The organism is Pseudoduganella sp. S-14, assembly GCF_049913285.1.
Lineage (GTDB): Bacteria > Pseudomonadota > Gammaproteobacteria > Burkholderiales > Burkholderiaceae_D > Rugamonas.
Genome location: NZ_CP183991.1, coordinates 4,440,708 through 4,464,637, shown reverse-complemented (window position 1 = coordinate 4,464,637; position 23,930 = coordinate 4,440,708). Strand labels below are relative to the sequence as shown.

At 64.5% G+C, this 23,930-nt stretch carries 19 protein-coding genes; 5 read left to right on the top strand and 14 right to left on the bottom strand.

Annotated elements, in window-relative coordinates; genetic code table 11:
* Positions 1 to 68 precede the first annotated feature (68 nt).
* From ACN9MZ_RS20385 to ACN9MZ_RS20375, 3 genes are read left to right on the top strand one after another with little or no spacing between them, the layout of a single operon-like run.
* Complete coding sequence (locus ACN9MZ_RS20385; RefSeq protein ID WP_426338750.1) at positions 69 to 1,676, top strand: FAD-binding oxidoreductase; 1,608 nt, start codon at positions 69 to 71, stop codon at positions 1,674 to 1,676.
* Positions 1,673 to 3,439, top strand: a complete 1,767-nt coding sequence (locus tag ACN9MZ_RS20380) for a glycerol-3-phosphate dehydrogenase/oxidase (RefSeq protein WP_426338749.1) — start codon at positions 1,673 to 1,675, stop codon at positions 3,437 to 3,439. The genes ACN9MZ_RS20385 and ACN9MZ_RS20380 overlap by 4 nt, the downstream gene beginning before the upstream one ends.
* Positions 3,436 to 4,998, top strand: a complete 1,563-nt coding sequence (locus tag ACN9MZ_RS20375; RefSeq protein ID WP_426338748.1) for an FGGY-family carbohydrate kinase — start codon at positions 3,436 to 3,438, stop codon at positions 4,996 to 4,998. Before ACN9MZ_RS20380 ends, ACN9MZ_RS20375 begins: the two co-directional genes overlap by 4 nt.
* 33 nt (positions 4,999 to 5,031) lie before the next feature.
* On the opposite strand, the gene ACN9MZ_RS20370 is transcribed toward ACN9MZ_RS20375, so the two are convergent.
* Positions 5,032 to 6,393 (bottom strand): diguanylate cyclase domain-containing protein, encoded by a 1,362-nt coding sequence (locus ACN9MZ_RS20370; RefSeq protein ID WP_426338747.1) that lies wholly within the window; start codon positions 6,391 to 6,393, stop codon positions 5,032 to 5,034.
* 270 nt (positions 6,394 to 6,663) lie between these two features.
* Here ACN9MZ_RS20370 and ACN9MZ_RS20365 point away from each other — a divergent pair, with 270 nt between their 5' ends.
* The gene (locus tag ACN9MZ_RS20365) at positions 6,664 to 7,467 is read left to right on the top strand and encodes an SPFH domain-containing protein (protein WP_426338746.1); all 804 of its coding nucleotides are present in this window, start codon (positions 6,664 to 6,666) and stop codon (positions 7,465 to 7,467) included.
* A gap of 34 nt (positions 7,468 to 7,501) precedes the next feature.
* Here ACN9MZ_RS20365 and ACN9MZ_RS20360 read toward each other — a convergent pair whose 3' ends face one another.
* The 7 genes from ACN9MZ_RS20360 to ACN9MZ_RS20330 form a co-directional block, all read right to left on the bottom strand.
* Complete coding sequence (locus ACN9MZ_RS20360) at positions 7,502 to 7,981, bottom strand: hypothetical protein (RefSeq protein ID WP_426338745.1); 480 nt, start codon at positions 7,979 to 7,981, stop codon at positions 7,502 to 7,504.
* A 2-nt stretch (positions 7,982 to 7,983) separates the two neighbouring features.
* Positions 7,984 to 9,276, bottom strand: coding sequence for an esterase/lipase family protein (locus tag ACN9MZ_RS20355; RefSeq protein WP_426338744.1), 1,293 nt, complete (start codon positions 9,274 to 9,276; stop codon positions 7,984 to 7,986).
* A gap of 118 nt (positions 9,277 to 9,394) precedes the next feature.
* Positions 9,395 to 10,651 carry an esterase/lipase family protein gene (locus ACN9MZ_RS20350; RefSeq protein ID WP_426338743.1) on the bottom strand — a complete coding sequence of 419 codons (1,257 nt, stop codon included), beginning with the start codon at positions 10,649 to 10,651 and terminating at the stop codon, positions 9,395 to 9,397.
* Between the two features lie 16 nt (positions 10,652 to 10,667).
* Positions 10,668 to 11,861 (bottom strand): PLP-dependent aminotransferase family protein, encoded by a 1,194-nt coding sequence (locus tag ACN9MZ_RS20345; protein WP_426338742.1) that lies wholly within the window; start codon positions 11,859 to 11,861, stop codon positions 10,668 to 10,670.
* 19 nt (positions 11,862 to 11,880) lie between these two features.
* Positions 11,881 to 12,339 carry a RidA family protein gene (locus tag ACN9MZ_RS20340; protein WP_426162604.1) on the bottom strand — a complete coding sequence of 153 codons (459 nt, stop codon included), beginning with the start codon at positions 12,337 to 12,339 and terminating at the stop codon, positions 11,881 to 11,883.
* Between the two features lie 68 nt (positions 12,340 to 12,407).
* A complete protein-coding gene (locus ACN9MZ_RS20335; RefSeq protein WP_426338741.1) occupies positions 12,408 to 13,265 on the bottom strand; it encodes a DMT family transporter in 858 nt (285 codons plus the stop codon).
* A gap of 164 nt (positions 13,266 to 13,429) precedes the next feature.
* A complete protein-coding gene (locus tag ACN9MZ_RS20330) occupies positions 13,430 to 14,407 on the bottom strand; it encodes a threonine dehydratase (protein ID WP_426338740.1) in 978 nt (325 codons plus the stop codon).
* Positions 14,408 to 14,522: 115 nt separating this feature from the next.
* On the opposite strand from ACN9MZ_RS20330, the gene ACN9MZ_RS20325 reads away from it, so the two are divergent.
* The gene (locus ACN9MZ_RS20325) at positions 14,523 to 15,953 is read left to right on the top strand and encodes a PLP-dependent aminotransferase family protein (protein WP_426338739.1); all 1,431 of its coding nucleotides are present in this window, start codon (positions 14,523 to 14,525) and stop codon (positions 15,951 to 15,953) included.
* An 11-nt stretch (positions 15,954 to 15,964) separates the two neighbouring features.
* Here ACN9MZ_RS20325 and ACN9MZ_RS20320 read toward each other — a convergent pair whose 3' ends face one another.
* The 6 genes from ACN9MZ_RS20320 to ACN9MZ_RS20295 form a co-directional block, all read right to left on the bottom strand.
* On the bottom strand, positions 15,965 to 17,971 hold the full coding sequence (locus tag ACN9MZ_RS20320) for a hypothetical protein (protein WP_426338738.1): 2,007 nt from the start codon (positions 17,969 to 17,971) through the stop codon (positions 15,965 to 15,967).
* 61 nt (positions 17,972 to 18,032) lie between these two features.
* Positions 18,033 to 19,385 (bottom strand): LytR C-terminal domain-containing protein, encoded by a 1,353-nt coding sequence (locus ACN9MZ_RS20315; RefSeq protein ID WP_426338737.1) that lies wholly within the window; start codon positions 19,383 to 19,385, stop codon positions 18,033 to 18,035.
* A 12-nt stretch (positions 19,386 to 19,397) separates the two neighbouring features.
* Entirely contained in the window at positions 19,398 to 20,357 is a 960-nt protein-coding gene (locus tag ACN9MZ_RS20310) for a type II secretion system F family protein (RefSeq protein WP_426338736.1), read from the bottom strand.
* A 12-nt stretch (positions 20,358 to 20,369) separates the two neighbouring features.
* Entirely contained in the window at positions 20,370 to 21,347 is a 978-nt protein-coding gene (locus tag ACN9MZ_RS20305) for a type II secretion system F family protein (RefSeq protein ID WP_426338735.1), read from the bottom strand.
* A gap of 3 nt (positions 21,348 to 21,350) precedes the next feature.
* Positions 21,351 to 22,724: a CpaF family protein gene (locus ACN9MZ_RS20300; RefSeq protein WP_426338734.1), complete on the bottom strand. Its 1,374-nt coding sequence runs from the start codon at positions 22,722 to 22,724 to the stop codon at positions 21,351 to 21,353.
* A gap of 39 nt (positions 22,725 to 22,763) precedes the next feature.
* Positions 22,764 to 23,924, bottom strand: a complete 1,161-nt coding sequence (locus ACN9MZ_RS20295) for an AAA family ATPase (protein ID WP_426338733.1) — start codon at positions 23,922 to 23,924, stop codon at positions 22,764 to 22,766.
* Positions 23,925 to 23,930: the final 6 nt, after the last annotated feature.

The window sequence follows — 23,930 nt, the reverse complement described above, 5'->3', positions numbered from 1 at the left end:
GAAAAAGCAAGACTGGCGGGTGGCAATGGATTAAAGTTTATTGAGCAAAGTATAACAAGGGATTGCATATGAAACGATGGAACGGTTGGGGCGAGGAGACGGTCGAATTCCCACTGCATGATGAGGCACTGGCTTTCCTGGCCCGCCGCATCGGCCCCGGCAAGCCGGTGCAGGACGCCAGCTTTGACGCGGCATGCGCATCGCTTGCCGAATCGCGCCTGCCTGCGCATCCCATGGTCGATACGGCGCCGGCCACCCGCCTGCGTAACGCGCTGGGACAAAGCCTGCCGGACTGGCTCAAGCTGCGCTATGGCCGCATCGGCAGCGCGCCGGATGGCGTGGCTTATCCGGAAAGTTCGCAGCAGGTGCGCGAGTTGATCGGATATGCGCAGCTGCATGGCGTGTCGCTGATTCCCCAAGGCGGCGGTACCAGCGTGGCGGGCCACTTGACGGCGCCGGCCGGCGACAGGCCCGTACTGGCGGTGAACATGACGCGCATGGGGCGCTTGCACAACCTGGACAAGCAGTCCCAGCTCGCGACCTTCGGCGCCGGGGTGCTGGGCCCCGACCTGGAGGCGCAACTGCGGGCACACGGCTATATGCTCGGCCATTTCCCGCAATCGTTCGAATATTCGACGCTGGGCGGCTGGGTCGTGACCCGTTCATCCGGCCAGCAGTCCTTGCGCTACGGCCGCATCGAGCAGCTGTTCGCCGGCGGCGTGGTGGAGACGCCGCAGGGGCGGCTGGACATCCAGACCTTCCCGGCCTCCGCAGCCGGGACCGACTTGCGCGAAATCGTGCTCGGCTCCGAGGGCCGCATGGGCATCCTGACCGAGGCGACGGTGCGCGTGAGCGCGCTGCCGGAGTACGAGGCCTTCCACGCCGTCTTCTTCCCCGACTGGGAGCGCGCTGAAGCAGCCGTTCGTGCGCTGGCGCAGGCGCGCGGCGGCCTGTCGATGCTGCGCTTGTCGAACCCGCTGGAAACCGTGACCATGCTGGCGCTGGCCGGCCACAAGCGCCTGATTGGCCTGCTGGAAGGCTGGCTGAAGCTGCGCGGCTGCGGAGAAGGGAAATGCATGCTGATGATCGGCGCCAGCGGCTCGCGCGCGCAAGCCCGCGCCGCCTTGCGCAGCGCCATCGCGGCCTGCCGCGGCTTCAATGGCGTGCACGTCGGCCGCCGCATGGGCGACAAGTGGAAGGAAGGGCGCTTCCGCAATGTCTACCTGCGCAACGCGGCCTGGAAGCAAGGCTATGTGATCGATACGGTGGAGACGGCGGTCGACTGGCCGCGCGTTTCGCTGATGATGCGGGCGATTGAGGCGGCGGCAACGAGCGCCCTGGACGCACTGGGCGAAAAGGTGCACACCTATACCCACCTGTCGCACCTGTATGCCCAGGGCGCCAGCGTCTATACGACCTTTGTCTACCGCCTCGGCGGCGATTTCGAAACAGACATGGCACGCTGGCGTGCGCTCAAGCATGCGGTCAGCATGGCCATTGTCGACAACGGCGGCACCATCAGCCACCAGCACGGCGTGGGCAGCGACCACGCCCCTTACCTGGAAGCGGAGAAGGGCAGGGCTGGCATCGCTGCCATGCAGGCGCTGTTCGGACACTTTGACCCGCAGGGCATCATGAATCCAGGCAAGCTGCTGCCGGCGGGGCAGGCAGCATGAAGCCGGCCGCGGGCCACGCCGGAGCGAGCGGCGCGCCACATTGGGCGGCGGACGGCCGTGGGCAGGTGGCCGCGCTGCTGGCGCAGCAATGGGATCTGCTGGTCATTGGCGGCGGCATTACCGGCGCCGGCATCCTGCTGGAAGCGTCGCGGCGCGGCCTGCGAGCCTTGCTGGTCGAGCAGCGCGATTTTGCCTGGGGCACTTCCAGCCGTTCATCGAAGCTGGTTCACGGCGGCCTGCGCTACCTGAAGGAGGGCCAGTTTGCACTGACCCGCGAATCGGTCCACGAACGCGATGCGCTGCTGCGCGACGCACCGGGACTAGTGGAGCCGCTGGGCTTTGCCTTTGGCGACTACGCCGGCCGCAAGCCGGGCCGCCGCGCCATCCTGCTTGGACTGGCGATCTATGACCGCATGGCCGGGCAGCGTGCCCGCCACTATTTCGGCGCACAGGAATTCCTGGCGATGGCGCCGCGTATCCGCACTGAAGGCCTGCAAGGCGGCATCTGCTACCAGGACGCCAGGACCGACGACGCGCGCCTGGTCATGCGCGTGCTGCAGGAAGCGCAATCGCACGGCGGTGTCGCGGTCAACTACTGCGCGGTGCAGTCCTTGCTGCGCGATGGCTGCGCGGAGGCGAAGGCCGCTTCCGGCCCGGCGCTGGTCGTCGGCGCGGCGATCGCCACGCTCGGCACGGAGGCGTCCAAAGTGAGCATGGCGGCCGGCGCAGCGAGCGGCCACTTGGCGGGTAATGAGGGCGGGCGTGTGCGCGGCGCCCTGGTGCGCTGCACAGTTAGCGGCGCGCTGCACGAGGTGCGCGCAAAGCTGGTAGTGAACGCCACCGGCGCCTGGGCCGACCGCCTGCACGACAAGCCGGCAGCGCGGCTGCGGCCCTTGCGCGGCAGCCACCTGGTGCTGCCGGCCTGGCGCCTTCCGCTGGCGCAGGCGATCAGCCTGATGCACCCGCACGACGGCCGCCCGGTGTTCGCCTTCCCATGGGAGGGGGTAACGATCGTCGGCACCACCGACGTCGACCACCGCAGCGACCTGCAGCAGGAAGCCGCCATCACCCAGGAAGAAACCGACTACCTGATGGCAGCCCTGCACGACCAGTTCCCAACGCTGGCCATTACCGAAGCCGATGTACTAGCCACCTACGCTGGCGTGCGCCCCGTGATCGACACCGGCAAGGCCGACCCCTCGAAAGAAGCGCGCGACCACGTGCTGTGGCAGCAGGATGGCATGCTGACCGTCACCGGCGGCAAGCTCACCACCTTCCGCGCCATCGCGCTCGACGTGCTGCGCCACGCGGCACAGCAATTGCCGCACTGGCAGGCCGAGCTTGGGCCGCACGCCATTTTTGCGCCGCCAGCCAGCCCTTGGCCCGCCGCCGGAGCAGCCAAACCATGGCAGCTTCCGCCGGGCCAGGCCAGGCGCCTGCAAGGCCGCTACGGCGCACGGGCCGAGGCACTGGTGGCCGCCGCGCAGGAAGGCGAACTCGAAGAAATCCCCGGCACCGAAACCCTCTGGGCCCAACTGCGCTGGGCGGCGCGCCACGAGTCCGTGCAGCACCTGGAGGACCTGATGCTGCGCCGCAGCCGCCTTGGCATCCAGCTCGCCAACGGCGGCGCCGCGCTGCTGGGCCGCATCCGCGCCATCTGCCAACCGGAACTAGGCTGGGACGATCAGCGCTGGGCTGCCGAGGAAGCGGCATATCTGGCATTATGCCGGTCAAACTACAGCCTGCCGAAAGCACGCGCATGAGCAAATACCTTCTTTCCATCGACAATGGCACGCAAAGCGTGCGCGCGCTGCTGTTCGACCTGCAGGGCAATCTGGTCGCCAAGACGCAAGTACATCTGCAGCCGGCCTACCACTCCGAGCAGCCGGGCTGGGCAGAGCACAAGGCAGAAGGCTACTGGGATGCGGTGTGCGCCGCTTGCCAGCGCCTGTGGACCGTCACCGACATTCCGCGCAGTGCAATTGCCGGCGTGGCTGTCACGACCCAGCGCGGCACCGTGGTCGCCGTCGACGGCGAAGGCAAGCCACTGCGCGCCGCCATCACCTGGCTGGACCAGCGCCGCACCGAACAGGTGCCGCCGATAGGTCCTTTGTGGACGGCCGCCTTCAAGCTGGCCGGCGTGGACGGCACCATCGACTACTTCCGCCGCGAAGCGGAAGTCAACTGGATCAAGGCCCACCAGCCCGGCCTGTGGGACCGCACGCATAAATTCCTGCTGCTATCGGGCTACCTGAATCACTGCCTGAGCGGCCGCTTCGCCGACTCCGTTGGCTCGCAGGTAGCCTACATGCCGTTCGACTACAAGCGCCAAGCCTGGGCCGGGGCGCGCGACTGGAAATGGCAGGCGCTGGCCGTGCGCCCCGACCAGTTGCCCGAACTGCTGCAGCCCGGTGAAATCATCGGCACCATCAATGCCCGTGCAGCCGCCGCCACCGGCATCCCCGAAGGAGTGCCGCTGGTGGCGGCCGCCGCCGACAAAGCCTGCGAAGTGATCGGCGCCGGCGGCCTTGAGCCGCACATCGGCTGCCTCAGTTACGGCACCACAGCCACCATCAACACCACCACCAGCAAGTACGTCGAAGTCACGCCCTTCATCCCGCCCTATCCAGCGGCCATTCCAGGCGCCTACAGCACCGAGGTGCAGATCTTCCGCGGCTACTGGATGGTCAACTGGTTCAAGGAGCAATTCGGACACCTCGAACAATCGGCAGCGATGGAGCAGGGCATGCCGCCGGAAGCGCTGTTCGACCGCCTGGTAAATGAAGTACCGCCCGGCTCGATGGGACTGATGCTGCAGCCCTACTGGAGCCCCGGCATCAAGGTGCCCGGCCCGGAAGCAAAAGGCGCCATGATCGGCTTCGGCGACGTGCACACGCGCGCCCACATGTACCGCGCCATTCTCGAAGGCCTGGCCTACGCCTTGCGCGAAGGACGCGAACGCATCGAAAAACGCAGCGGCACGAAGATCACAGAATTGCGCGTGGCCGGCGGCGGCTCGCAAAGCGACGCAGCCATGCAGCTTACTGCCGATATCTTCGGCCTGCCCGCCGCACGCGCGCATGTATACGAAACCAGCGGCCTGGGCGCCGCCATCGCGATTGCGGCCGGTCTCGGCCTGCACCGGGACTTCCATGCGGCGATCAACGCGATGACGCGCAAAGGCCGCGTCTTCCAGCCCGACCCCGCGCACAGCAAGACCTACGACCAGCTCTACCACCGCGTCTACCTGAAGATGTACAAACGCCTGCAACCGATGTACGCCGAAATCGCCGTAATCACCGGCTACCCCGAAAAGCTTTAAAGCGGATTGCCAGACCTGACCCCGACTTTCAAATTAGCGTTTGGCGAGGGCGGCGCGGGCGGCTTCGATGGCGGTGGTGGGCGGGCGGGTGGCGCGTACCTGGTTGCGGCCGTCTTCCTTGGCTGCGTACATGGCGCGGTCGGCGGCTACGAACAGCGATTCGATATTGTCCGTCGGCGTGGGGCACAAGGTCGCTACGCCAATGCTGACGGTAATGTGCGGTGACGTGACCGATCGCGGGTGCGGGATGTGCAGCGATTCCACGTGGGTGCGGATCGATTCGGCCATCTGGAAGGCGGCATCGGCATCGGTTTCGGCAAACAGCAGCACGAATTCTTCGCCGCCGTAGCGCGCTGCCAGGTCGGTCACGCGCAACGCGTGCGCGCTGATCGCCTGCGCTACCTGCTGCAGGCAGACGTCGCCTTGCGCATGGCCCAGCGTGTCGTTGTACAGCTTGAAGTGGTCGACATCCAGCACCACCAGCGACAATGGGGCGCCGGTGCGCATGGCGCGCTGCCATTCCTTTTCAAGGAAGGAATCGAAATGGCGCCGGTTGGCGATTTTCGTCAGCGGGTCGATCATGGCCGCGCGCTGCAGCGCGTCTTCCGACAGCTTGTGGTGGGTGATGTCGTGCAGCAGGCCGATGAACAAGGGCTGGCGCAGGAACATCGGCGTCAGCGTCAGGTCCATGCACACCGATTTGCCGGTGCGGTGGCGGATGATCACTTCGCGCGTGCCGTGGCTGTGGGCCGCTTCCGGGTTGGCGGCGTAGCGAGCAAAATATTCGAGGTATTCGTCGGCTACCAATGGATTCAGCAAATCCGAAATCGATTTGCCCGCCAGTTCATGCGACATATACCCCAGGTACTGGTCGCAGGCCGGGTTGGTGAACTGGATGCGGCCATCGGCTTCGATGATCAGCAAGCCTTCCGCCATGTTGTTGACGATCGTGCGCAGGCGTTCCGATTGTTCCTGCTGCGTTTCGGTGGCGAATCGGATCTGCAGCTGCGTGCGCACCCGCGCGCACACTTCGGCCATGCGCAGCGGCTTGCCGATGTAGTCCACCGCGCCCAGTTCGAAGCCTGTCACCACGTCTTCCTGTTCGTTGCGCGCGCTCATGAACAGCACCGGGATGTCTTCCGTGGCCGGGTGCGCCTTCAGGTGGCGGCAGGTTTCGAAGCCGTCCATGCCGGGCATGATGACATCGAGCAGGATCAGGTGCGGATGGACGCGGCGCGCGATTTCCAGTCCGCGCTCGCCGGAGTTGGCGACGTAAGTTTGGTAACCCTGCTCGACCATCAACTTGCGCAGAACCGAGAGGTTGTCCGGCGCATCATCAACAATCAAAATCACGGCGTCGCGCCGTGGCGAAAAGCTGGTACCGCCTTGATTCATGCTGACTAAGGGGGAATAGGATATGGGCTTGATGATACCGTGTTGCCAATTGGAATTGTGGAAATTCAAGGGAGGTTTTGCCTAAAAAAGACGTTGGCTTGTTGATAGTTGGTGAAAGTTTCCGGCGAGCTAAGGAAAGTTGTGACATTTGGTGTATATCTGAACACTTCCGCTAGCTATTTGGCAACGGTAATTCTGGCGCTTTTTCCATGATTTTTATCTGTCCGAAAAGCAATAGAATGGCGCTTCTTTTAACTCATCGAGATCGCCATGAAAAAACATACGCTCCTGCTGGTTCCTGTCCTGCTTGCCGTCGCCGCCCTGTCCGGCTGCAAGGTGATCGACACTGGCGAGGTGGGCTTGCGGGTCAATTTCGACAAGACCGTGGAAGCCGAAGAGCGCGTGGCGGGCAGCTTCAACCAGACTATCGTCGGCTCCATCCTGACCTTCCCGATCAAGGATGTCAGCGTCGACGTGCGCGACCTGATGCCGCTGGCAGCAGACAATTCGACCATGAAGGACTTCGACCTGGCCGTGATCTACAACATCACGCCATCGGCAGTGTCGGACCTGTGGGTGAACAAGAGCCGCTCGTTCCACACGCAGGATGCCAGCGGCGACATCTACCTGATGCACGCCTACATCTACCAGACCGCGCGCAACGCAGTGTACAAGGTCGCGCGAAAGTATGAAGCACTGAACATGAACGACAACCGCTCGCAGATCGAGGAGGAGATCCAGGCCACCATGATCGCGACGCTGAACGATGAAAAACTGAACGGCATCACGATCTCGCAGGTACGCGTGGGCGGCATGGTTCCCAGCGATGCTGTCAAGGCCAGCGCCGACAACCTGGTGCGCGCCAAGAACGAAGAGAAGACCAAGGAGGTCGAGGTGCAGATCGCGAAGAAGGAAGCCGAGCGCATTGCCGCGCTTAACGCCAATGCCGGCGCCATTTCTTACATGCAGGCACAGGCCCAGATGAAGATCGCCGAAGGCATTGCGGCAGGCAAGGTCCAGACTGTGGTGATTCCGTACGACTTCAAGGGCATGGTCAATATCACCAGCAAATAAGCGGGTGCGCCCGAGCTTGCGGGCGCCCTGGTTTTTACTGGCGCAGGGTGGGCGCGGTGTAGGCGGTTGTCCGCGCCAGCTCTTCGCGCGTGAAGCTGGCGCGCGCGTCGTCGCAGCCGATGTTGGCTGCGCATGCTGCCTGCAGGGCTTCCAGGCGCTGGCGCCAGTTTGCTTCGGCTGCTTCCATGCGGGCCAGAGCCTCCACTTGTTCGGCTGGCAGCCGCTCGCTGCGCAGGCGATGGACTTCCTGTTCGCCCTTGCCGGCCCGGCGCGCCTCACGCACGGCCGCTTCCACGCTTGCAACGGCAGCCGTGGTGCTGGCTGTCGGGGCTGGGCTGCGCGGCGCAGTTGGGGCGGGCTGGGCAAGCGGGGCGGAAGCGGCGCTGCCAGTGGCGGTGGCCGCTGGCGACGCAGCCACGGTCGCAGGCGCGGAACCTGGCGAGGGCGCCGGCGCGCCGGCCCGCCACAGCACAACCGCCAGGGCGATCGACGCGATGGCTATCGTAGCGCGCACGTTCACAGCCCGCCAATGATGCTGAGCAGGTTGTCGTAGATCGGGTACACCGCCCACGTCGGCGAATCCCATCCGATCACGTCGAAGTGGTCGTACTGGTCGTAGTAGCCGATATAGTTCCAGCTGCCCTTGACCGGGGCGCCGTCGAAATTGCGCTGCGGCTGGCCGGAAGGTCCGCGCATCGAGACGGTATTCACCACGCCATCGTTCGGGTACCACTCGGGCGAGCGATAGGAACCCATGCCATGCTGCAGGATCGAAGGCACTACCCATTCGCCGGCCGTGTTCTTCAGGAAGAAAATCATGTCGCTGCGGGCGTACTGGTAATCGCTGCTCTGGAACGGCGCGATGACGCGGTCGGTATTGTTGCAGCACCAGTGGCCTTGCTCCGTGGCCCGCGAGCCGATCGAGAAGTAGTAGACGTTGGGCGAAGTCTTTACCCACCCATTCAATTGGGCTGCGCCGTCGGGCGCCAGGTCCCATTGCGCGGCATCATGGTTGGACAGCTGCCAGAACGGAGCACCGCGCGTGCGGTCGATGAAGTCCCCGATCGATTCTGCCGGTCCCTGAGCCAAACCGTATTGTTCGAGCCGGAACTTGTAGCCGCTTCCGCCTGAGCCGCCCAGGCCCGCCACTTCGACGATGCTGCCCGCCAGTTCGGAAACCTTCGGCACGAATTCAACCACCACGTCGCGCAGGGTGGTGCCGTTGTGCGGCGAGGAGATCGACGTTGCGCTCTTGACCCAGCCCACCTTGCCGCCCGTGTACAGGGCGCCGCTGCCTTCCGTGCCGGCGCCGTCCGGCGCACCGTTTTCCAGCAACTGGATCAGGGTGCGGATGGTCTGGCCGCCCTGGCTGTGCGACACGAAATGCAGCGGGTGCTGGGCATCCCATTGCGGATACAGCGCGACAGGGTAATTGTTCGGGTTGTTGGCCGGGTCGGCGGCCCAGCATTTTCCGGCCGGTTTCTGGATGTGGCCAGCGGCGGCATTGTCTGCGGCATGGCGTGCGCCATAATCGGCGCAACCGCCCTTGATCTGGTAATACAGTTCGACCGCGCGGTCCCAGTTCGAGCTGACCGGACCCACGCCGGCAGTGAACACGGGCCGTTGCGTGCCCCGGATATGCGCGGCGATGTCGTTGAACCCGCCCCAGTACTTGAAGCCGGTGGCGGCAAAGGTCTCCGGCCCGAAGCCGAGGAAGCCATGCACCAGCACGACCGGGTTGCTATTGGCTGCATGGGCGGAGGAGGCGGCCAGGCAGGCAGCCAGGGTGAGGCTCGGTAGCACTTTCATGCGGTTCTCTCCCGTGGTTTTTTGTGTGATTCATTTCACCATGGGGAGATTGCGCACGGTTGCGGCATAACCGTGCCTGCGGAGCCAATCGCAATGCACAGCGAGCCAGCAGGCCCGCTTACTCGATTCTGGAAAGGATGGCCATCAGCCTGTCGTACATCTTGAGCGCAGCCGAGGGCCTGGCATCCCAACCGATCACGTCGAAGTGGTCCATGCCTTGCATGGTGTCGACGTGGTTCCATACGCCTTTGGCGGGTTGTCCGTCCAGCGCTTGAATGTTGCTGCCCTCCGGGCCGGCCATGCTGACGGTATTGACTACGCCGTCGTTGGCGAACCAGCGCTGGTCGGTCGGCACGCGTCCGGCGGCCGTCTGCCTGAAGGAACCCATGCCGGGATGGCCGAACGATGGCACCACCCATTCGCCCGCCATGCCCTGCAGGAAGAAGATCATGTCGCTGCGCGGGTACTGGAATTGCTTGCCAAGGAGGCTGAGCGATTCGGTAGCGCGGGCGCTGAAGGAAAAATAGTAGACATCCGGCGAAGTCTTGACCCAGCTGTTCAATTCGGCGGCACCATCTGGCGACAGGTCCCACTGCGCGGAGTCGCGGTTGTTCAGGCTCCAGAACGGGTGGCCGCGCGTGCGCTCGAAAAAGTCGTCGATCGATTCCGCCGCGTTGGCCTTCATGTTGAACTGCTCCAGGCGGTACTTGAAGCCGGAGCCGCCGGAACCGCCAGCGCCGGTCGCCTGCACTGCCAGGCCTGCCAGCGTCGAAACATCGGGCAGCCAGTCGACCACGATATCGCGCAAGGTAGTGCCATTGTGCGGCGTTGCGATGGAGGTGGCGCTGATTACCCAGCCGCGCGTGGCGCCGTTGCCCACAGTGCCCTGATCCATCAGCTGGATCAGGGTGCGGATGGTCTGGCCGCCCTGGCTATGCCCGACCAGGTGGATCGGGTGCGCGGCATCCCATTGCGGATACAGTGCGAGCGGATACTTTTCGGGATTATTGGACGGATCGGCCGCCCAGCATTTGCCGGCTGGCTTCTGGATATGGCCGGCGCTTGCATGCTGCGCCACGTGGCTTGCGCCATAGTCGACGCACCCGCCCTTGAGCTGGTAATACAGTTCGATGGCGCGGTCCCAGTTCGAACTGACCGGCCCGACGCCGGCGGTGAATACTTCGCGGCCGCTGCCGGCCTTGATGTGCTGCGCGATGTCGTTGAAACCGCCCCAGTAGCGGAACGAGCCGCCCAGCGTGGCGTGGTCGAAGCCGAAGAAGCCGTGCACCAGCACGACGGGAGGCTTGCCGTCGGCCGCGTGCGCGCCAGCGACGGCAAACCATGCTGCGAGGATGAACCCCGGTATGAACTTCATCCTGCGCAGCAGGGGCTTACATGCGCGCTTTGATCAGCTTGCCCAGCACTTCGATGCCGGCGTGGATGCGCTCTGGCGGCACCGTCACGAAAGACAGGCGCAGGGTGTTGGTGGCTGGCTCGTTGGCGTAGAACGGCGCGCCCGGCACGAAAGCGATCTTGTTCTTGATTGCTTCGTCCAGCAGTTCCATCGCGTTGATGTGCTTTGGCAGCTCGACCCAGATGAACATGCCGCCATCCGGCTTGGTCCAGGTGGCTTCTTTCGGGAAGTGCTGGTCCATGGCGTCCAGCATGGCCTTGCACTGGTTGCCGTACAGTTCGCGGATGGTCGGGATGTGCTTGTCCAGGAAGCCGTCCTTCACCACTTCGTGCACCACCATCTGGGTCAGTTGCGCGGTGTGCAGGTCGGCTGCTTGCTTGGCCAGTTCCAGGCGGCGCACCATCGGCAGCGGAGCCACCACGTAGCCCAGGCGGATGCCAGGGGTCAGCACCTTGGAGAACGAGCCCATGTAGATCACGCCTTCCGGATTCATGGCGATCATTTTCGGGCTTGGCTGGCCGGTATAGGACAGCGCGCCGTATGGATCGTCTTCGATCAGCGGCAGGTTCAGGCGGGCGCAGGTCTCCACCAGTTCCTGGCGGCGCGCCACGGACAGCGAGCGGCCGGTCGGGTTCTGGAAGTTCGGCAGCGCGTACAGCAGGCGCGCGCCCTCAGCGATCGCGTCCAGCGACGATGGCACCAGGCCATGTTCGTCGGTGGCGACGGAATGGAATTCAGGACGGTACACCGAGAATGCCTGCAGCGCGCCCAGGTAGGACGGGGTTTCCACCAGCACCTTGCTGCCTTCGTCGATCAGCACCTTGCCGATCAGGTCCAGCGCCTGCTGCGAACCGGACACCATCAGCACCTGTTCCGGAGCGATCTTGGCGCCGTTCTGCGACAGCGAATCGGCGATCCACTGGCGCAGCGGCATGTAGCCGTCGGTGGGGCCGTATTGCAGGGCGACTTTACCGTTGGTCGACAGTACCTTGTCGAAAGCCGCTCGCATGATCTCCACCGGGAAGGTGGCAGGCGAAGGCAGGCCGCCGGCGAAGGAGGTGATTTCTGGCTGCTGGGTGACCTTCAGGATCTCACGGATGAAGGACGCCTGCATGCCTTTGGCACGCTCGGAGAAGTTCCATTGCAATGGGTTCTGGTTCTCGATTTTCATATTCAATCTCTAGCGGGGGTTAAGCGATTTCGGCGATCAGTTCGATTTCAACGCAGGCGCCAAGCGGAATCTGCGCCACGCCAAAGGCGGAGCGGGCATGCTTGCCGGCGTCGCCGAACACTTCGCCCAGCAGCTCGGAGCAGCCGTTGGTCACCAGGTGCTGTTCGGTGTAGTCAGGGGTGGAATTGACCAGGCTCATGACCTTGACGATGCGCTTGACGCGGGTCAGGTCGCCGCCGCAAGCGGCCTGCAAGGTGCCGATCAGGTCGATGGCGATGGAACGTGCTGCCTGCTTGCCTTCTTCGGTCGCGATATTCTTGCCCAGTTGGCCGACCCACGGCGCGCCGTCTTTCTTGGCGATGTGGCCGGAGATGAACACCAGGTTGCCGGTTTGTACGTACATGACGTAGGCGGCCGCCGGGGTGGCTGGCGCAGCCAGCGTGATATCGAGCGACTTCAGTTTTTCGTAGACAGACATGTGATTTCCAAGAAAAAAGGTTCCGTGAAGTCGCTATTGTACTCTGCACGTTGCCGAATTCGTCACGGTCAACGGGCCACTTTCATGCGTTTTCCTGCGCCGACGACGGCAATTACGGCAAAAGTGAACAGAATATGCTCAATATGCAAAGTTTCGTTCAGGATCACGGCAGCGCCCACCAACGATAAGCCGGGCTGCGCCAGCTGCACCTGGTCAACCCTTGCCACGCCGCCTTGCGCCATCCCGCGGTACCAGAAAAAGAAGCCGATGAACATGGAGAACACGGAAACGTAGCTGAAGCCCAGCCAGGCGCTGGCTGGCGCGGCAGCAATGCCGGTCCAGTCGCGCCACAGCAGCCAGATAGTGGCTGGCGCGGCCAGCGGCAGGGACAGCACGAGCGCCCAGCCGATGACTTGTTCGCCGCCCATGGTTTGCGACAGGCGGCCGCCTTCGGCGTAGCCCATGGCGGCGAGTCCTACGGCGGCGAAGACTGCCAGGTCGGCCGTGTGCAGGCCAGCGCCCGATTGGCGCAGCGCGAAGCCGACCACCAGGGCGCTGCCGGCGGCCGCCATGCACCAGAAGCCGGCCGAAGGGCGCTCGTGGCCGCGCAGCGCCGCGAACAGGGCGGTTGCCAGCGGCAGGATGCCGACCAGTACCGCACCGTGCGAAGCGGGCAGGGTGCGCATGGCGATGGAGGTCAGCAAAGGGAAGCCGATGACGCAGCCGATGGCGACTGCCAGCAGCGTTGGCAATTGGGCGCGTGTCGGCAGTGGGGCACGCTTCCAGCGCAGCCAGCACAGTGCCAGTACAGCGGCTGCCACGGCGCGGCCCATTGCCACGAAAACCGGATCGAGGCCGGCAACTGCCAGGCGGGTGAAGGGCAGCGTCAGGCTGAAAATGGCAACGCCGATGAAGCCGAGCAGCATGCCTTGGCTTTCGCCGCTAATAACCGGCAAACCGGTGTCAGGCCCATGGGGTCTGACACCCGCCCGCAGCCGTCGCGCCACCAGTGTCTGACCCTGCGCGTCAGCCACTGGGTTACCGGTTTGGCAGTCGACCTCCCAGGACGGCCCATCATGCGAATACGGCGTCATGGCAGCACCTCTGACAGCACGCGCATGATCTTCTCCGCATCCACGTTGGCCCCGGTCAGCGGCAGTCCCACCTTGCACCCTGTCACGCGCGGATCGTGCTTGAAGCGCAAGGCCGCCGCCAGCGCCGCCGCACCGGCGCCTTCGGCCAGGTTATGCGTCGCTCGGTAGTACAGGCGGATCGCGCGCGCCACTTCCTCATCGCTGACGGCAATCACATCGTCCGCATAACGCCGCACGATTTCCAGCGAGCCCGCATCCGGCGTGCGGCAAGCCATGCCGTCGGCCAGTTCCGTGGTGGTGGGCGCCTCGCGCAGTTCGCCGCTGCGGAACGACTCCAGGTAGGCCGGCGCATGGCTGGACACCACGCCGATCACGCGCGTGCGCAGTCCCAGCGCCTCGCGCGCCGCAATGGCTGCGCAAAAGCCGGACCCCTGGCCGATCGGCACGAATACCGTATCCAGGCCAGGCTGCGCATGGAACAGCTCCATCCAGTAGCTGGCCACGCCCGCCACCAGGTCGGCATGGCAGGACGGCACCATATGCAAGCCCTGCTTGCGTGCCAGCGACAGTGCATATTCCCGGCTGGCCTGGAAATCGTCGCCGTACTCGATCAGTTCCGCGCCCAGCCCGCGCATGGCAGCATTCTTTTCGAGGCTGTTGCCGTGCGGGACCACGATGGTCGATTTCACGCCATGGCGGCGCGCGGCAAAGGCCAGCGACTGCCCATGGTTGCCGCGCGTTGCCGACACAATGCCCGCCACGCCAGGTTCGCGCTTCAGCAGTCCATTCAGGTAGACCAGGCCGCCGCGCACCTTGAAGGCGCCGGTCGGCGTATGGTTTTCATGCTTGACCCAGGCTTCGGTGCCCAGCGCCTCGTTCAGCAGCGGCCAGGAAAACTGCGGCGTGGCGGGCATGGCGCCATAGACGATGGTGGCAGCGGCGTCGAGTTCAGCACGAGATGGCAGCAGGTTCATGGCGCGGGCTCCTTTAATCACTGGATATTGGTAGGGGATGGGAGTATCGTAGAATAAGTAACCAGTACAGTACCAATACACTTATTCGGATAATTTCACGCACTGTGATGGCGATATGACCAATACAATCCTGCTTAGCCGCGAAGGCGGCGAATCGCTCAGCGACCAGATCGTGCGTAGCGTGGCCGCCCGCATCGACGATCGCGTGCTGCGCGCCGGCGCCCGCATGCCGTCGATCCGCCAGTTCGCCACCTCGCATGGCGTGTCGCCCTTTACCGTGGTCGGTGCCTATGACAAGCTGGTGGCGCGCGGCTACCTCGAGTCGCGGCGCGGCGCCGGTTTCTATATTCGCGACCGCGCACCGCTGCAGACGCCGCAACCCTCGGCGCGCGAGCCGGGCCTGGCCCAGCCGGAAGGCACGCAAGGCCTCGACGTGGTCTGGTTGGTGCGCAATATGTTCCGCACCGTGCCGCACCAGCACATGCCCGGCACCGGCGTACTGCCGGCCGATTGGCTTGATGGCGTGGCGATCGGCAACGCCCTGCGCGCCATCAGTCGCCAGCACAGCAGCATCCTCCTGAACTATGGCGTGCCGCAGGGCTACCTGCCGCTGCGCCAGCACCTGCAGCACAAGTTGGCCGAACTCGAAATCGGCGCCACGCCGGAGCAGATTGTCACCACCGCCGGAGTAACCCAGGCAATCGACATGGTGGCGCGCGAATTCACCCGCCCCGGCGACACGGTGTTTGTCGATGACCCGGCCTGGTTCCTGATGTTCGGCTCCTTCGCTGCGCTGGGTGCGCGCGTGGTCGGCATCCCGCGCCTGGCTGACGGCCCGGATATCGCGCAACTGGCCGAACTGGCCGCGATCCACAAGCCCAAGCTGTACGTGATCAACTCCGTGCTGCACAACCCCAGCTCGACTTCGATGTCGGCGGCCAAGGCCTTCCAGATCCTGCGCATCGCGGAAGAACACGGCATCACCATCGTGGAAGATGATATCTACTGCGACCTGCACCCGGGCAGCAGCGTGCAACCCGCCACCCGCATGGCGGCGCTCGACCAGCTGAAGCGCGTGATTTACCTTGGTGGCTTTTCCAAGACCATGGCCGCCAACCTGCGCGTCGGCTTCATCGCCACGTCGGAAGAAATGGCGCTGCGCCTGGCCGACCGCAAGATGCTGCAAACCCTGACCACCAGCGACATCGGCGAGCGGGTGGTGCACAAGGTGCTATCGGAGGGCAGCTACCGCAAGCACACGGAGCGCATCCGCACGCGACTGGACGGCCTGCGTGCACGCATCGTGCGCCAGCTCGAGAAAACGGGAATGCGCATCGCCAGTGCGCCGCCAGCGGGCATGTTCGTGTGGGTCGATGCGGGACGCGACACCAATGTGCTGACCGAAAAGGCCATGGGACAGGGCTTGCTGCTGGCGCCGGGCAGCTTGTTCTCGCCGAGCCAGCTGCCGTCGCAATTCATGCGGCTGAACATCGCCGCACTGCAGGCGCCGGAAATCTGGCGGTTCCTGCAGCGCGAGCTGGGCTAGGAGCTATTGCACTAGTTGATTGCGATCGAAGCTTCGGTTTCCACACCGTTTGGGCTGACAGTCTTGACGGTAAATTTGCCCGGTCCAGTCGGGTTAGGGCAGGAAATCGTCACGACATAGAGCGTCTCGGTAGGAGCCAGCGGCTCGCCAACTTTCAGAGGATAGTTCGCCACCGACTTCGAGCTCGGCGTGACGGCCGCGGACGTGATGCCGATCTGCGCACTGAAACTGATGGCGGTCTGGTAAGGCATCACACGCCCATTCATGTCAGTGATGCTGACTTGAACATCGACCATGGCCCCCGCCGTGCAAGTTGGTGCTCCCGACACGAACTGGATATTAGCCTTCGAAGTGGAGAATATCTGCACCAGTTGGGACGATACGTACAGGGTCTGAGCGCTGGGCTGCTGGGGTATGCGCAGCACCCCGTTGTAGGCATTGTCGCCTGGCGTCGAGCAGCTCCCGTTGGTGTTTGGTCCAACGCAAGGTTCGCCAGCGTTCCATGCGAAGCTTTCGTTATCGTCGCGGAAAATGTCCGGGCTCTTGTCGACAAAGGTGTCGCCGGTGTCATAGACGTTGTTGCCGTTGGTATCGACCAGCGTTTCTTCGCCCAGTGCATAAGCCAGGACGGTGACACGTCCGCCGCCCGGACGAGGATCGGCGGAATAGAAGGGCACCGTGCAAATGCCGCCCACAGTCAGACACGAAGCGCCGATGGTGCCGCCTTCTGCGGAGAAGTTGATTGCCGTGCCGTCGGGCACCGGGTTGCCGAAATGATCGCCGGCCGTGACCTTGAGCGTGCTGCACAACTGGTCGAAGTTCCAGCCTTCGCAATTGCCGATTGCCGTGGACAGCGAGAAATGCGCCTGGTCCGGCACACCGCTCGACACCACTAGCACGCTGGAAACGGTCGTCAGGGATGGATTGCTGTTGACGACCGTGGCCACGACGCGGGTCGAAGTGGGGATCGTGCCGTTGGCCACCACGGTGCTTACCGTGCCGTCCGCGGCCGTGGTGGCGCTGGCCGGGCTGAGGGACAGGCCGCCAACCGCGGTGGTGCTGTTGGTGTCGGCGAACAGGAAGCTCACCTGGCGGCCCGCGAGCGGGCTGCCGTTCATGTCGAACACTTGGAACTTCACGTTGGCATACTCCGGACGTCCGGCGCCACCGGTACCCTTCAAGGCGATGTTGCTGCTGTCAACGCCGACAAACTTGATCGAGCCAGCGCTGGCTGGCAAGACGGTAATGCTGCCCGTCTTGCTCAGGGTGGCGTTAGGGACTGTCGCGGTTGCGGTGATCGTGTCGGAAGTGCCGCAGCCCTTGTCGGTATAGCTTGCCACGGCGACCCCGTTTTGCGTGAGCACCGGCGTACCGATCGTGGCCTTGCCGGCAGCAACGCAAGTCGAAGTAAAGTTCACGGAAACAGGTTGCGTGTACGGCGTACTGCCGCTCAGGACCGTAATCGTCACGCTTGCGTTGCCGCCGGCAGCCAGCGATGCCGGGTTGATCGTCATGTCGCTGAAGGCCAGGGAGGGGAAAGTCACGGTGTAATTGGCCAAACCCTTAACGCTGGTGGCGCCGATCGTCGTCGCGGCATTTAGCGTGAATGCGCCGGCCTTGGTGCCCGCCGCCACTTGCACTGAGGCGACGCCGCTGGAATCGGTCAAAGCGGTGCCGGTGGCAGGTGAAAAGACCGCGCTGGTGTCGGTGCTGGTGAAGGCGACCACGGCATTGGCGACGGTCTGTCCTTGGCTGTTCCTGACCGTTGCCGATGCCTTCGCGCCCTGGGTCGGGGTGAGGGCAGTAAAGGCGGCGCCGCTGCTGTCCGTCATCGCCACTGTAACGGAAGCGGACGTTGTATTGCCCGAGCCAGGATTGGAACTGGTACTGCAGCCTGGCAGCGCGCTGGACCGCGTCGGGTCGGTGTTAACGCAACCGTCGTTGGTGCCACCGCCGCCGCAGGCCGCTAACAAGCCTGCCAGCAGGCAGCCGGCCAGGAAGTTCATCAAGCTGTTCATCCTCGATTGCGTCAACATGTGCGACCCCTCTTAGCGTTTGATTTGTGTATGGCTTGCGATCTCAGTTATCGCTGTCTTCCTGCATGGCGACCAGCGACAGGCCGGCAGCCTCGCTGGCGGCCGCCAGGCTGACACTGGCATCCTTGCCCAGCACCAGCTTGACATCGCTGGATGCCAGCTGTTTGCTGGTGAGCAGTACCTTGCCTTGCAGGGCTCTTTGCAGGCTGGCAGCCTGTTTTTCGAAGCCGGGGCTGTACTGGATGGTGGTTGCCATTTGCTTGAATGGTCGATCGTTGCTCAGGCGGTTAACCGGAATGCCCATCTGGCCCAGCAGGCTACGGAAGCGCCGCGCCATGCCGGTGACGCCGTTGCCGTTGGAGACTTCCAGGCGCGCGATGCGCACCTTGCCGGACTGCGCGATGGCTGGTGCTTCGGGCTGTGGCGTGGGTGCGGCGATGATTGGTGCCGCGGATTGGACCGGCGCGGCTGCCGGCTCGGCGGCAACGCGGGCTTTCAGCTCGTAGACGTTGCCGGCGACTTTGATCAGCTCCATGTGGGCGGCAATGTCGCGCGCAGCCTGTGATGGCAGGGCGGTCAGTTGCTGCGGTTCGCTGCGTGATACCGAGGGCGTTTCGGGTGGTGTGAGCACCAGGCTTGGGCTGGTCGCTGCCAGGGGCGCGGCGCTCAGGGGCGCTGGCATGGTGCGCATGACCGGCGTCGGCGCGGCAGGTTCGGCCGTGGCCGCAGCAACCGGCACCGGAGGAGCCGTTTCGCTAGCAACGGTGGTCACAATACGGGTCGGCTCAGGCGGGGCCGTGACGGCAGGCGCCTTCGCCGGAGCAGGCGAGGCGCCAGCAGGCAGTGCAGCAGGTTCGGCTGGCGCGGCCGGTGCAACAGGTGCGGCGGCAAGCTGCGGCGCATCGGCGCCAGGCTCCTTGCCCATTGCCGCCTCGGCCAATTGCAGGTTCTGGAAGGCCTTCGGCCCGGCGCCCAGCGCCATGGCGCGGCGCAGGGTTTGCGTGGCGCCGGCATGGTCGCCCATCAGGTACTGCACGTAACCGAGGTTGGTATGCGGCTGCGCTTCGCCGGGGTAGTCCTTGACCAGCGCCACCAGGGCCTTGCGCGCCAGTTCCAGGTCGCCGCGCTGCGCTTCGATCACTGCCACTGCATTGCGCGCCTCGAGCTGGCTGGCGTCAAGGGCCAGTGACTGAGCGTACGCACCCAGCGCCAGGGCCAGTTGGCCGCGTTCGTGGTGGAAGCGCGCCAGTCGGTTCCAGCTTGCCGCCTGGTTGCCCGGCATATCGCCGCGCACGACGGGTTGCAAGGCCAGCGAATGGGGAGCCGGAGGAGCACTGCACGCCGTAAGAAGGCCGCAACCCATTGCGGCCAAGGCGATTGGCTTGAGCTTGATCATGGCAAATCCTTTCTAGCCGGCGTCGGCGCCGCCCATGGTTGGCAGCAGGACGCGGTAAATGGAGATAAAAGCTGGCCCCATCAACACCACCAGCAGCGATGGGAAGATGAAGAAGATCAACGGGAACAGCAGTTTCAGGGAAATTTTTGCGGCAGCTTCTTCGGCGCGCTGGCGGCGTCGCGTGCGCAGTTGTTCGGACTGCACGCGCAGCGAGTCGGCGATGCTGGTGCCGAAACGTTCGGCCTGGATCAGCATGGCCACCAGCGCATCGACGTCTTCTACCCCGGTACGCAAGGCCAGGTTGCGCAAGGCGCGTTCCTTGGCCAGGCCAGCGCGCAGTTCCAGGGTCACCAGGTGCAGTTCATCGGCCAGGATCGGGCTCTTGATGCCGATTTCATCGGCCACGCGCAGCAGGGCCGCATCCATTGCCAGGCCGGCCTCGACGCACACGGTCATCAGGTCCAGCGCATCCGGGAACGATTCGAAAACTTCGAGTTGGCGACGATTGATGGCCCAGCGCAGCATGAAGTTCGGCAGGTAGTAGCCGAGGGCTGCGGCCAGCAGCAGCCAGAACATCAGGCCATTGCCGGACAGGCGCGAGCCCGACACCACCAGCGCGGCGTACACGGCCAGCGGCAGGATGATGGCCAGCGAAGTCTTGGCGGCAAAGTACAGGGGGCCCATGGAGGCGTGGCGCAGGCCCGCATTCATGAAACGCGTGCGCAGCGCCGACTTCTCCCATTCCTCGTTTTCGCCGCCGGACAGCTTGGCGACCGGCGCCAGCCAGGCCGCAATGCGCGACAGCAGGTTGGGGCTGATGCGTTCGCGGCGGCGGACGCTGGAGGGTTGCTCGGTCACCTGCTGCAGCCGGCCCTGCACCGGGTTGCCGCTGAAGCGCAGCATGACCACGTAGGCGCTGCCGAATACCAGCAGGAACACCAGGGCCAGGAAAGCCATTTGAAGGATGCTCATGTCATTCTCCCGCTAGACGCGAATCCGGATAATCTTGCGCATTGCCAGCACGCCCACGAACATCATGGTCAGCGCACCGGCGACCATCTTGCGGCCGGCGGGATCGGTGTACAGCACGGCCAGGAAGCTGGGATTGGTGATCTGGATCATCAGTGCAGCAGCAAAAGGCAGCAGGCCTAACACCCAGGCCGACATGCGGCCCTCGGCCGATAGCACGCGGATCTGCCCCAGCAGCTTGATGCGCTCGCGCACGATCTTGCTGATGTTGTCCAGCAGTTCGGCCAGGTTGCCGCCGGTTTCGCGCTGGATCATCACGGCGATCACGAAGTAGCGCAAGTCGGTGCTGGGTACGCGCGTGGCCAGGTTCATCAGCGCGTCGTTCATCGAGATGCCGAAATTGACTTCGTCGAAGGTGGCCTTGAATTCGTCGGCGATTGGGGCATTCATTTCGTCGCCCACCATTTTCATGGCGGTCGGGAACGCATGGCCGGCGCGCAGAGCGCGGCCGATCAGGTCCAGTGCGTCGGGCAGCTGCTGGTCCACCTTGGCCAGGCGCTTGCTTTTGGCCCCCAGCACCAGCAGCAGCGGCACGAACACGGAGAGCGCCATCAGCGGCAGCACCACCAGCAGCGGCAGACGCAGGAACAGCGCCAGGCCGCCTACCAGGACGGGGCAGATCAAGGACAGCACAAGCAGGTCCGACACCGTCCAGGTCATGCCCGACTGCTCCAGCAGGCGGTCAAGCTGGCTGACGCGCGGCATTTGCAGCAGCAGGCGCTGGAACGCCGGGCTCTCGCTGAGCAGACGCTTCTTGATCATCGACGCGCTTTCCGCGCCGGCGTGGCTGCCGGCCGACATCATGCGCAGGCGGCGTGCCACCCGCTCGGCCTCCGGCCCCTTGGCCGAATTCCAGGTCAGGTACAGACCTTCGATCAGCAACACCACGGCCAGGAAGACCAGGATGCCGGTTGCGTAATAGAGGTAGTCCATGGCTTACATCCTCTTTTGCACGGTTGGGTCGAACATGTCGTCGGGCAGGCTGACGCCGAAGGTACGCAGCCGTTCGCCAAAGCGCGGCCGCACGCCGGTGGCGCTGAAAAAGCCCTGTACCGCACCGTCGGTGCCGACGCCGGTCTGCTTGAAGCAGAAGATCTCCTGCATGGTGATCATTTCGCCTTCCATGCCGGTGATCTCCTGGATCGACATCAGCTTGCGCTTGCCGTCGGTCAGGCGCGCCACCTGCACCACCACGCCGATGGCGGAAGAAATCTGCTGGCGCATGGCCTTCACCGGCAGCCCGGCTGCGCCCATGCTGATCATGTTCTCCAGGCGGGTCAGCGCGTCGCGCGGCGTGTTGGCGTGGATGGTTGCCATCGAGCCTTCGTGGCCGGTGTTCATGGCCTGCAGCATGTCCAGCGCCTCGGCGCCGCGCACCTCGCCCAGGATAATGCGGTCGGGGCGCATGCGCAGTGCGTTGCGCACCAGGGCGCGCTGCGTCACTTCGCCCTTGTTCTCGATATTGGGCGGGCGTGTTTCCAGCCGCACGATATGGGGCTGCTGCAGCTGCAGCTCGGCCGCGTCCTCGATTGTGACGATGCGCTCGCTGTGGCTGATGTAGCCGGAAATGGCATTCAGCATGGTGGTCTTGCCGGAGCCGGTACCGCCCGAGATCAGGATGTTCACCTTGCTCTTGCCCAGCGCCTGCAGGATGGTGGCCATGGCCTCGGTCATCGAGTTGAAGCTGATCAGCTCCGCCAGGCCCAGCGGATCGGCCGAGAAGCGGCGGATCGACAGCACCGGGCCGTCAATGGCCAGCGGCGGGATGATCGCGTTGACGCGCGAGCCGTCCGGCAGGCGGGCGTCGACCATCGGGCTCGATTCGTCGATGCGGCGGCCCACGCGCGACACGATCTTGTCGATGATTTTCATCAGGTGCGCATCGTCGTTGAAGGTCACCGATGTCAGTTCCAGGCAGCCCTTGCGCTCCACGTACACCTGGCGCGCGCCGTTCACCAGGATGTCGGACACGTTGGGATCGGCCAGCAGCGGTTCCAGCGGTCCGAAGCCCAGCACCTCGTACTGGATGTCGCGCGTCAGGTTGCGCCGCTCGCTGTCGTTGATCACCACCATGTTCTCTTCGAGCAGGCGCTCGACCAGGATCTTCAGCTCGTCGCGGATCTGGTCCTGGGTCAGGCGCTGCATGCTTTCCAGGTCGACCCGGTCGAGCAGGGTCTGGTGGATGCGGTGCTTGAGCTGCTGGTAGGCGCGGTTGTCGATCGCTTCGGCACTGCGCAGGGCGGCAACGTTGCCGTTGAGCGGCGCGGCGGCGCCAAGTCGGTGGCGGAGGTTCGGGGTCGGGATCTGCATGATCGGCTCCATGAGCTAGGCTTTGGGGAGGGCGCGGGGCTAAGCGCGCTGGAGGATGCGGGACAACCAGCCGCGCGACTCGGTATTGCTGTCGCCGGCCAGGGTACGCGCCAGGTCTTGCAAGGCCTTGGAGATCGGGCTGGCACGCTGCAGCTGCAGGATCGGCACGCCCTGGTTGACCGAGGCTGCTGCAGCTTCATAGTGGTTCGGGATGGTACGGAACATCTCCATGCCGTAGGCTTGCTCGCAGTCGCGCAGGCGGATGTCGCCGCTGTTCGAATGGCGATTGACGATCAGGTGGATTTTGTCCTTCCGATAGTCGAGCGAACGGAAGACCTGGAGCAGCCGCTTGCCATCGCGGATGTAGGGCAGCGTGGCTTGCAGGATGGGGAAGATCATGTCGGCCTGGTCGAGGGCGCGCACGGAAATGGCGTCCAGGCTGCGCCCGATGTCGAGCAGCACGAAATCATAATGCTGGCGCGCCAGGCGCAGCAGTGCATCGATGTGTTCGGGATGCACTTCGTTGGCCTGGGTCGGGTCGTCCGGAGCAGCCAGGACATGGAAGTTCGGGGTTACCTGCACCATGCTGGAGAACAGCAAGGTAGCGTCCAGGCGGTGCATCTGCTGCGCCACGCTGGCCACGCTGGCGGCGGGCCGCTGGTCGGACACGAACAGCGAGGCGTCGCCGAACTGCAGGTTCAAATCGAACAAGGCTACCTTCTTGCCCTCGGCCGCAGCCAGCGCGTAGCCGAGGTTGGCAGCCAGGAAGGTGGCGCCGCTGCCGCCCTTGCAGGAAATGAAGGCCAGCACCTTGCCCAGCGAGCGCGCGCCGAAATTGCGCTTTTCGTCGAGGCGGCGTACTGCCGATTGCAACGCCGCGCCGTCGATCGGCATCGGCAGCACTTCGCGCACGCCGGCGCGCATGGCCTGCATCAGGAAGTCGGGCGTCTGCTGGGTGCACGCCACGATGATGGCCATGTCGGGATGTTGCACGCTGAGCGTTTCCAGGCGCTCGAAATCGTCGCCGTTCAATACCGGCTGGGCGACCAGCAGCAGGTCGGGCGCCATGCCGTCGAAGCGCGGCAGCTTGTCAAGCAGCCCAGGCAGGACGTCGACCTGGTCGGTCTGGCTGCGTTCGCGCAGGATGCGCGCGATTTCGAACAATTGCTTGTCGTTGCTGGAAATGGCGGTGATCTTCATGGCATC